The 8,585-nt window shown below is 70.9% G+C and carries 12 protein-coding genes; 8 read left to right on the top strand and 4 right to left on the bottom strand.

The genetic code is table 11. The features are described 5' to 3' along the window. Both ACOJSN_RS21400 and ACOJSN_RS21405 read left to right on the top strand, forming a co-directional pair. Positions 1 to 679, top strand: a 679-nt coding sequence (locus tag ACOJSN_RS21400; RefSeq protein ID WP_420114507.1) for an SCO1664 family protein, incomplete at its 5' end; no start/stop codon positions are given. Between the two features lie 34 nt (positions 680 to 713). After that, complete coding sequence (locus ACOJSN_RS21405) at positions 714 to 1,688, top strand: DUF2332 family protein (protein WP_420114508.1); 975 nt, start codon at positions 714 to 716, stop codon at positions 1,686 to 1,688. Positions 1,689 to 1,843: 155 nt separating this feature from the next. Here ACOJSN_RS21405 and sepH read toward each other — a convergent pair whose 3' ends face one another. Further along, positions 1,844 to 3,037 (bottom strand): septation protein SepH, encoded by a 1,194-nt coding sequence (gene sepH / locus ACOJSN_RS21410; RefSeq protein ID WP_420114509.1) that lies wholly within the window; start codon positions 3,035 to 3,037, stop codon positions 1,844 to 1,846. 267 nt (positions 3,038 to 3,304) lie between these two features. Here sepH and ACOJSN_RS21415 point away from each other — a divergent pair, with 267 nt between their 5' ends. Next, entirely contained in the window at positions 3,305 to 3,604 is a 300-nt protein-coding gene (locus tag ACOJSN_RS21415; protein ID WP_156221908.1) for a DUF4193 domain-containing protein, read from the top strand. On the opposite strand, the gene ACOJSN_RS21420 is transcribed toward ACOJSN_RS21415, so the two are convergent. Continuing rightward, the gene (locus tag ACOJSN_RS21420; RefSeq protein WP_420114510.1) at positions 3,559 to 4,059 is read right to left on the bottom strand and encodes a DUF3093 domain-containing protein; all 501 of its coding nucleotides are present in this window, start codon (positions 4,057 to 4,059) and stop codon (positions 3,559 to 3,561) included. The genes ACOJSN_RS21415 and ACOJSN_RS21420 overlap by 46 nt on opposite strands. A gap of 60 nt (positions 4,060 to 4,119) precedes the next feature. Between ACOJSN_RS21420 and dut the strand changes: the two genes are divergently transcribed. The 4 genes from dut to ACOJSN_RS21440 are packed head-to-tail and all read left to right on the top strand — an operon-like array spanning position 4,120 to position 6,358. Further along, positions 4,120 to 4,596, top strand: coding sequence for a dUTP diphosphatase (gene dut, locus ACOJSN_RS21425; RefSeq protein WP_420114516.1), 477 nt, complete (start codon positions 4,120 to 4,122; stop codon positions 4,594 to 4,596). Next, positions 4,593 to 5,294, top strand: a complete 702-nt coding sequence (locus ACOJSN_RS21430) for a DUF3710 domain-containing protein (RefSeq protein WP_420114511.1) — start codon at positions 4,593 to 4,595, stop codon at positions 5,292 to 5,294. The genes dut and ACOJSN_RS21430 overlap by 4 nt, the downstream gene beginning before the upstream one ends. Before the next feature lie 3 nt (positions 5,295 to 5,297). Further along, positions 5,298 to 5,672 (top strand): OB-fold nucleic acid binding domain-containing protein, encoded by a 375-nt coding sequence (locus ACOJSN_RS21435; protein WP_420114512.1) that lies wholly within the window; start codon positions 5,298 to 5,300, stop codon positions 5,670 to 5,672. Next, entirely contained in the window at positions 5,669 to 6,358 is a 690-nt protein-coding gene (locus tag ACOJSN_RS21440; RefSeq protein ID WP_420114513.1) for a DUF3159 domain-containing protein, read from the top strand. The genes ACOJSN_RS21435 and ACOJSN_RS21440 overlap by 4 nt, the downstream gene beginning before the upstream one ends. On the opposite strand, the gene ACOJSN_RS21445 is transcribed toward ACOJSN_RS21440, so the two are convergent. Beyond that, positions 6,246 to 6,962, bottom strand: coding sequence for a potassium channel family protein (locus ACOJSN_RS21445; RefSeq protein ID WP_420114514.1), 717 nt, complete (start codon positions 6,960 to 6,962; stop codon positions 6,246 to 6,248). The genes ACOJSN_RS21440 and ACOJSN_RS21445 overlap by 113 nt on opposite strands. Before the next feature lie 7 nt (positions 6,963 to 6,969). After that, on the bottom strand, positions 6,970 to 7,623 hold the full coding sequence (locus ACOJSN_RS21450; RefSeq protein ID WP_420114517.1) for a potassium channel family protein: 654 nt from the start codon (positions 7,621 to 7,623) through the stop codon (positions 6,970 to 6,972). Between the two features lie 233 nt (positions 7,624 to 7,856). On the opposite strand from ACOJSN_RS21450, the gene ACOJSN_RS21455 reads away from it, so the two are divergent. Beyond that, positions 7,857 to 8,585 (top strand): APC family permease (locus ACOJSN_RS21455; RefSeq protein ID WP_420114515.1); only part of this gene is annotated, 729 nt, incomplete at its 3' end.

Here is an 8,585-nt window from a genome sequence, read left to right on the forward strand (position 1 = left end):
GGTCCAGGTCGTCTACAAGCCCGTGGCGGGGGAGCGGCCGCTGTGGGACTTCCCGGATGGCACGCTCGCCCACCGTGAGGTCGCCAGCTATCTGCTGTCCGAGGCGCTGGGGTGGCGCACCGTGCCGCGCACCTGGCTGGGCGACGGTCCGTTCGGCCCCGGCATGGTGCAGCAGTGGCAGGAACCCGAGGGCGAGGTCCGGCCGGCTGTGGCGCTGGTCCCCGCCGCAGACGAGCTGCCGGGCGGCTGGTGCCATGTGCTCGACGGCCTCGACCAGCACGAGCGACCGGTCTCGCTTCTCCACGAGAACTCAGCCGAGCTCCGCCACATGGCCGTGCTCGACGTGCTGGCCAACAATGCCGACCGCAAGGGCGGGCACGTCATCGAGATGACCGATGGGCACCGCTACGGCGTGGACCACGGCGTCACGTTCCACACCGAGCCACACCTGCGGACCATCCTGTGGGGTTGGGTGGGAGAACCCCTCGCAGAGGACGAGCTCGACGGCGTCCGGCGCGTCATCTCCGCTCTCGACGGCGACCTCGGGGTCGCCTTGGGCGGGTTGCTGGCACAGGACGAGGTCGACGCGTGCCGCGCGCGTGCGGAACGGCTGCTGGCGGACGCGGTGTTTCCCGAACCTGCGGGAGAGATGCCCGCCATCCCCTGGCCGCCACTGTGACCGGCACGCGGGCACCGAGCAGAAGGAGTGAATGATGGAGGTCGACGCGCCCGACATTGCCGGGCTCTATCGACGGTTCGCCGAGATCGAGGCACGCGGCTCCTCGGCCACCTACGAACGCCTGTGCCTGGCCGTCGCCGACGATGCCGCCACGCTGCGACTCCTGGCGACGCTGCCGCGCGGCAAGCGACAGCCGAACTTGCTGCTCGGTGCGCTGCGGCTGCTCGGTGCCGACGTCGCCGACCCGCCCGCCGCGCTCGCCTTCGCCGAGAAGCACGCCGCCGACGTCCGCTCGGTGATGCTGGCGCGTTCCACGCAGACCAACGAACCCGCCCGGTGCTCCGTGCTGCTCCCGGCACTCGCGCGGCTTCCCGAACCGCTCGCGATTCTCGAGGTCGGGGCCAGCGCCGGGCTCTGCCTTCCCTACGAGCAGTACACGTACGTGTACGACGTCGGCGACCAACAGGTCCGCATCGGTGACGGCGTGGTTGCGCTCCCGTGCACGGCCGTCGACGTCCCACTCCCCGCAAGCGTCCCGCAGATCGCCGCTCGCCTCGGCCTCGACGCCAACCCCTTGGACGCCGCCGACCCCGAGACGGCCGCGTGGCTCCGGTGTCTGATCTGGCCCGAGCACACCGACCGCGCCCAGCGCCTGACCGCCGCGCTCACCGCCGTGGCAGCCGACCCGCCCAGGGTCATCCAGGGACTGGCGCCGGAGTCACTCCCGGACGCCATCGAGCAGCTGCGCCGACAGGCGCCCGAGGCGACTCCCGTGGTGGTCCACAGCGCCATGGTGGCCTACCTCGACCGGGCTGCGCGCGCCGAGTTCGGGGCGACGTGCCGGGAGCTCGGTGTCCATCGGATCGGGCTTGAGGGCGCGGAGCCGACCCGCGATCTCGGGGTTCGGGTGGGACCAGGGGAGTTCGGAGGGAGGTTCCTGCTCACGCTGGACGATGCGGTCCTGGGACATGCGCATCCGCATGGGCGGGAGCTCGTGTGGCTGGGTTGACCATCCAGCTTTCAACGATCCCGTGACGCCACGGGGGTTTCAACGCTCTTCCGGCATCGGCGGCCGGCTCTTCTGAGATCTCGGTGGATGGTCGTGGTGCCGGAACAGCGTTGAAAGCTGCGCCGTGCCGGAAGAGCGTTGAAAGCTGGGTGGGGTTACTGGTCGCTGCGGGCGCCGAACACGATCTCGTCCCAGCTGGGGACGCTCGTGCGGCGGTTCTTCTGGGAGCGGCGCGTGGGGCGTTGCTTGATCACCGTGGCGTCGGTGGCCTCGTCCGGGCGAGAAGCGGCGGGGTGGGCACCGTCCGGGGTGGTCGCGTCAGGCTCGTCATCCGTGTCGGTGTGCTCCTGGGGAGGCGGCTCTGACTCCTCCTCCTCCTCGGCTGCGGGCTCGTCCCAGAGGGCCGGGGTGTGCGGTGCCGGTGTGAGGACGGTTGGCTTGCGCGGCTCGGGCTCGTCGTCCTCGGCAGCGGCGTCGTCGGCCAGCACCTGAGCGGCGAGGGCGTCGTCGTCGATCTCGAGACGTTGCCGGACCCCGCGCGCGGCGCTGAGCTCGTCGAGCAGCGCCTCGGTGTCGGGGGCGTCGTCGGAGTCGTGCTCGCCGGAGTCGTCGGCGTCCGCGGCATCGACGTTGCGCTCGACGTGCTCATCCGCGTCGACCGACCGAAGGTCGCGTGGGCGGGTGTCGCGGATCACGGCATCGACGGCGGCCAGGGCGGGCGCGACGTCAGCATCGGTCTCGACGTCGTAGAGCCGCGCACCCCGCACGGCACTCAGGTGGCGTCGCGGAGTCCCGGAACCCAGATCGGTCTCCGAGAGCCACCGGCTCTCGTCGTCGATCGCCACCGCGCTCCGGGCCGCGAGATCCACCTGCCAGGTGGCTTCCCTCGCCCTGTCGCCGGCGACGAAACGGGCCAGCACTTCCCAAGGCTCGGCCCCACGCCGTCGGGCATCCCACTCGATCGTCTCCACACCGCGAGCGGCGAGACGATCGACCACGAGATCACCCAGGGTGGGGGAACCCGGCTCCCGGCCCAGCGTCAGGGCGCGCGCGCGCTGCGCCACGTGCTCGCGCTCGGCGAGCGCAGGCCCCTCGTATCGGCGAATCTGTTCGACCGGCACGCCGGTGTCGGCGGCGATGTCCTCGGCGGACGCCCCCGCACGCACCAGTGCCTGGATCTCGCGGGGGCGCAGGCCCTCCGCACGGATCTGCTCCAGCTGCGGGCGGTCGCGCCGGACAGCGGCCCGCAGCGCGTCATCGATCGGCAGCCGGTGTCGCTGCCCCTCCTCGTCGACGAGCACGATGTGCTCGCCGTCGGCATGGATACCGACCAGCTCGAGCTCAGCCATGACACCTCCAAGGACAGGTCACGACGACGAGACTGCCACGCCGAGGCCGCGGAACAGCCGATTCGGGCCGGTGTGGCGGCGCTGGGAGGACATTCGTCGGCGACTCGCACACGATCGGGTGTGCAATTCGGCGCTCGATGGTGCACAATCCCATCGCCTGCGTACGGGAACAATCCGGCGCGCAGTGCGTTGTACCCGCGTACGGCGTTCCCGACACGCCGCTCACGACCCGCACGAACGACGACGACGAGGACCGACGAGAACCACATGGCGACCGACTACGACGCCCCACGCAAGACCGATGAAGAGCTGAGCGAGGACTCGCTCGAAGAGCTCAAGGCGCGCCGTGCCGAGAAGAACTCGGGGACTGTCGACGAGGACGAGACCGAGGCCGCAGAAGGCTTCGAGCTCCCCGGCGCCGACCTCTCCGGCGAAGAGCTCAGCGTGCGCGTGCTGCCACGGCAGGCCGACGAGTTCACCTGCTCGCGCTGCTTCCTGGTGCACCACCGCAGCCAGCTCGCCTACGAGGAGGGCGGCCAGCCAGTCTGCTCGGAGTGCGCTGCCTGACATTCCTGGTCAGCAGCGTCCCGACACGTGACGAGAGCCGCCGCGAGCTCGAGCGGACGGCGGGTCGACACCACCCAGTACGGCGTGGTGTCGGCCTCGTCACGCACCTCCACACGAACCGCCGTGCGCACCCAGGACCGGTGCAGCAGCCACGCGTCGCCGCGCAGCTCCGGCCCGAGCGCCCGCCGGGTAGCGGCGGCATCCAGCGACTCGACCTGCCCGATGTGCTCCGCCTCGAGATACGCCTTGCCCGCGAACAGGCCGGTCGGCTCGACTCGCACCTCGGGCGGTGTCCATGCGAGCCCGAGGGTCACGGCGACCGCGACGCCCACCCCGACCGTGATCGCGACGGGCAGACCGAGCGGGAACATCGCGGCTCCTGCCATCAGCGCTCCGACGGGTGCCAGCAGCCACAGCGCAGCGGAGGCGTGCAGGCGTTCGCGATGCGTACTCACCCCACCAGGGTGCCAGGTGGAGGCGCCGGGTGCGACGCGGACCGTAGGATCGACCGAGTGATCGACCCCGAGCCCGTCCAGGTACTGGTGCACCGCCTCGACCCCGAGCTGCCGCTGCCCGGCTACGCCCACCCCGGTGACGCCGGCCTCGACCTCGTGTCCCGAGAGGACGTCACGCTGCCACCAGCCGGCCGCGCAGCCGTGGCCACCGGAGTGGCGATCGCGCTGCCGGCGGGCTACGTCGGGCTGGTGCATCCACGCTCCGGCCTGGCCCGCAAGCACGGCGTCACCGTGCTCAACGCACCGGGGACCGTCGATGCCGGCTACCGCGGCGAGATCCAGGTGATCCTCGCCAACACCGACCCCCAGGAGGCGTTCACGGTGCGGCGCGGCGATCGCGTCGCGCAGCTGGTCGTGCAACAGGTGGCACAGGCAGACCTGGTGGAGGTCGACACGTTGCCCGGCAGCGACCGTGGCGAGGGAGGATTCGGCTCCACCGGGGGATTCGGGGCCACGACAGGGGAGGAACGAGTATGAGGTGGTTCTCGCGGAAGGCACGTGAGGAGACCGAGCAGGCCGACGCCGTCGACGTGGCCGAGGAGGCTGTAGCCGAGCCTGAGGGGCGAGGCCCCTGGGACGTCGAGGATGTCCCAGAGGTAGGCCAGCGCGTCGACCTCGGCGCACTGCGGATCCCGATGCGTACCGGCATGCAGGTCCGCATGGAGCTCGAACGCAAGAGCCGCCGGATCGTGGCGGTGAACCTGGCGCTCGACGGGTCCGCGCTCCAGCTGCAGGCGTTCGCTGCACCGCGCTCGGCAGGGCTGTGGGAGGAGTTGCGCGGCGAGATCGGCACCACGATCACCAAGCAGGGCGGGTCATCGGAAGAGCAGGACGGCCCGTTCGGCACCGAGCTGCTCGCCCGCCTCCCGGTCCGGACCCCTGACGGCCGCAGTGGCACCCGCGCAGCGCGGTTCATCGGCATCGACGGGCCCCGATGGTTCATCCGGGGCGTGCTCACCGGCAAGGCGTCCTCGGACGCCGACGCAGCGGCCGCGATGGAGCAGGTCCTGGCCGACGTCGTGGTGGTGCGTGGTCATGAAGCGCGCGCACCGCGCGACCTGCTCGGCCTGCACATGCCCGGCAAGCCCGGTCAGGAAGTCCCGGCAGCCACGGCCACCCGCCCGAGCATCGACCTCGGCAGCCCTCGCGGGCCTGAGATCACCGAGGTGCGGTGACCGATGGCACGCGCCTGGAAGGAGCGGTTGCGGCGGGCGCTCGCCTCGACCGACGAGCTTGAGGCCGACGACGAGCTGGTCGAGGCGGCACTTCGCGGCACCACTCCGGTGGCCGAATGCCGCCCGCGTGAGCAGCGCACGCTCTCCGGCGTGCTCCGGGCCGTGCGCTATGCCCCACGGGAGGCGCCGCCCGAGCTTGCCGCCGAGCTCTACGACGGCTCGGGGAGCGTCGAGCTCGTATGGCTCGGCCGCCGCGACATCGCCGGCATCGAACCCGGGCGACGGCTGCTCGTGACCGGGCGGCTGACCGAGGGCGACCATCGCCTCGTGATCTACAACCCGGCATACACGCTCCTGGCGCCGATGGTGGTCGCATGACCTCCGCTGGTCCCGAGGAGGGCACGGGAGCGAGGCGTGGCATGCGCCAGCTCGGCTCCGAGAGCTTCAACGGCCTCGAGGCGGTCGGTGGATGGCGCGGCATGATCGAGTCGGTCGCCCCCGGCTTGGTGTTCGTGGTGGTGTTCGTGGCCGTCCGCGAGATCATGCCGGCCGTGATCGCCTCGGTCGGTGTGGCGGTCGTGGCCACGATCGCCCGCCAGAACCAGCGCACCCCCAACACCCAGGCGGTGGGCGGCCTGCTCGGCGTGGGCATCGGTGCGATCTGGGCGTGGCGCAGTGGCGAGGCACAGAACTTCTTCGCGTGGGGCCTCCTCACCAACGCCGCGTTCGCCGTCGGGGTGACTGTCTCGATCGTGGCACGCTGGCCGGTGGTCGGGTTCATCGTGGCCACGCTGTTCGGCCGGGGCCACACGTGGCGCCAGGACCCCACGCTGATGCGCCGATACACCCTGGCGTCATGGCTGTGGGTCGGTGCGTTCGTGCTGCGGCTCGTGGTGCAGGTACCGCTCTACCTCGGCGGTGACACGGGCTGGCTCGGCGCCGCCCGACTCGTCATGGGGCTTCCGCTGTGGGCGCTGGTGCTGTGGGTGACGTGGGTGTTGGTGAATCCCCGAGCAGAGCCTGAAGCTGCTCCAGATCAGCAGGATCCTGCGACGACGCGATGAGCAGCAGCTCGTCGCCACCCTCGAGGGTGTCGTCGGGTGACGGCGGTATCGGGCGGTCGCCACGGATGATCGCGGCCAGCACGCTGTGCCCGGGCCAGGCGATGGCGCCCACGCGCTGACCGACCACGGGCGTGTCGTCGGCGAGTGTGATCTCGTACATGCTCGCCCCCGAGGCGTGGAACGTGAAGATCCGCACGAGATCGCCGACCGTCACGGCCTCCTCCACCAGCGAGGTCATGATCCGCGGGGTGGAGACTGGGACATCGACGCCCCACGCGTCGTCGAACATCCACTCGTTCTTCGGGTTGTTGACGCGCGCCACGGTGCGCGGCACGGCGAACTCGGTCTTCGCCAACAGGGAGACCACGAGGTTCACCTTGTCGTCACCGGTCGCGGCGACCACCACGTCGCACGTGTCGAGGTGCGCCTCGTCCAGCGTGGAGATCTCGCACGCGTCGGCGAGCAACCACTCCGCCTCAGCGACCGAGGACACGCGCATCGCTGCCGGTTCCTTGTCGATGAGCACGACCTCGTGCTCGTGGTGAAGCAGCTCGCGCGCGATCGAGCGGCCCACGCTGCCGGCCCCCGCGATGACGACTCGCATCAGTGGATCACTCCTTCTCGACCGGCGGACGGACCGCCAGCACCCGCTGCACGTCGTTGACACGAGCGGTCTCGACGAGCATGTGCACCACGTCGTTCTCCTGCAGCAGGTCGTCAGGTGCGGGGATGTAGCCCTCACCGAGCCGCGTCAGGTACGCCACACGCGCCCGAGAGACGCGCTGCACGTCGCGGACCGAGCTCCCCACCCAGGCCGGGTGGGTATCCATCTCGCACAGCCGCACCCGCCCGGAGGCGTCGGTGAACTGAGACTCGGCGCCGCGGGGCATCATCCGCCGCAGCACCTGGTCGGCGGTCCAGCGGACCGTCGCGACCGTGCTGATCCCGAACCGCTCGTAGATCTCCGCACGGCGCGGGTCGTAGATGCGCGCGACGACGTCACTCACGCCGAACGTCTCGCGCACCACGCGCGCAGCGATGATGTTGGAGTTGTCTCCCGAGGACACGGCCGCGAACGCTCGGGCATCCTCGATCCCCGCCTGCACCAGGGCGTCCCGGTCGAACCCGAGACCGGTGACCCGGCGTCCCTCGAAGTCGGCCGACAGCCGCCGGAACGCCTCGGGGTTCTGATCGATGATGCCGACGGAGTGGCCATGCTCCTCGAGCGTCTCGGCCAGCGTCACGCCGACCCGACCCGCGCCCATGATGACGAAGTGCACGACTGCCGAACCTACACCCAGCGGGCCAGGGATGCACAGGTCAATGCGGAACTGCTGCGCGATGCCCAGGCACGTCCCTCGCTGCGTTCTCGTCTCCTCCGATACAACCCCGGTATCGCTCCCTCCTCGGCCTTGCGATGAACGCACCTGGACACCGCTCGCGCACGGCCCCCATTGACCAGTGCATCCCTCGTCGCGCGGGCGTACCATCGGCACTCGTGCCCGACATCGTCGATGCCACCAAGCGCGTACTGGTGGGCGGCCCGGTCCGAAGCGAGAACCTGGGCCACACCCTGCTTCCCAAGCGGGTGGCCCTGCCGGTGTTCGCCTCCGACGCCCTTTCCTCGGTGGCCTATGCGCCCGACGAGATCCTGCTGATGCTCTCGATCGCGGGCCTGGCGAGCTATGCGATCTCCCCGTGGGTCGGTCTGGCCGTGGTGGTCGTGCTCTTGACCGTGGTCGCCTCGTACCGGCAGACCGTCCGCGCCTATCCTTCGGGCGGCGGTGACTACGAGGTCGCGACCACGAACCTGGGCCGATCCGCGGGACTCACGGTGGGGAGCGCGCTGCTGGTCGACTACGTGCTCACGGTGGCCGTATCGGTCTCCTCGGGCGCGCACTACCTCGCCACGGTCCTCCCCGCGGCCCGCGGTCACGAGGCGGCGATCGCGTGCGGCATCGTCGCGCTGCTGGCGCTGATCAATCTGCGCGGTGTGCGGGAGTCCGGCACCGGCTTCGCGATCCCGGTCTACGTGTTCATGGCGGCGATGGGCGCGATGGCGGTGGTCGGTGGCGTGCAGTGGCTGAGCGGCTCACTGCAGCCCGCGGAGTCAGCGGCCTTCGAGCTCACCGCGGAGCCCGGCTACGAGCAGGGCCTGGTCGGGCTCGCGGGGGCGTTCCTCGTGCTCCGTGCCTTCACGTCAGGGGCCGCGGCCCTCACGGGTGTG

Origin of the sequence: Pseudactinotalea sp., assembly GCF_048594945.1 — a bacterium.
GTDB lineage: Bacteria > Actinomycetota > Actinomycetes > Actinomycetales > Beutenbergiaceae > Pseudactinotalea.

Excerpts from the sequence above, each read along its gene's own strand:
- ACOJSN_RS21405 (WP_420114508.1), top strand. The coding sequence starts at position 714 with ATGGAGGTCGACGCGCCCGACATTGCCGGGCTCTATCGACGGTTCGCC.
- ACOJSN_RS21450 (WP_420114517.1), bottom strand. The coding sequence starts at position 7,623 with ATGGGCGCGGGTCGGGTCGGCGTGACGCTGGCCGAGACGCTCGAGGAG.
- ACOJSN_RS21435 (WP_420114512.1), top strand. The coding sequence starts at position 5,298 with ATGGCACGCGCCTGGAAGGAGCGGTTGCGGCGGGCGCTCGCCTCGACC.
- ACOJSN_RS21430 (WP_420114511.1), top strand. The coding sequence starts at position 4,593 with ATGAGGTGGTTCTCGCGGAAGGCACGTGAGGAGACCGAGCAGGCCGAC.
- ACOJSN_RS21440 (WP_420114513.1), top strand. The coding sequence starts at position 5,669 with ATGACCTCCGCTGGTCCCGAGGAGGGCACGGGAGCGAGGCGTGGCATG.
- ACOJSN_RS21415 (WP_156221908.1), top strand. The coding sequence starts at position 3,305 with ATGGCGACCGACTACGACGCCCCACGCAAGACCGATGAAGAGCTGAGC.
- ACOJSN_RS21445 (WP_420114514.1), bottom strand. The coding sequence starts at position 6,962 with ATGCGAGTCGTCATCGCGGGGGCCGGCAGCGTGGGCCGCTCGATCGCG.
- sepH (WP_420114509.1), bottom strand. The coding sequence starts at position 3,037 with ATGGCTGAGCTCGAGCTGGTCGGTATCCATGCCGACGGCGAGCACATC.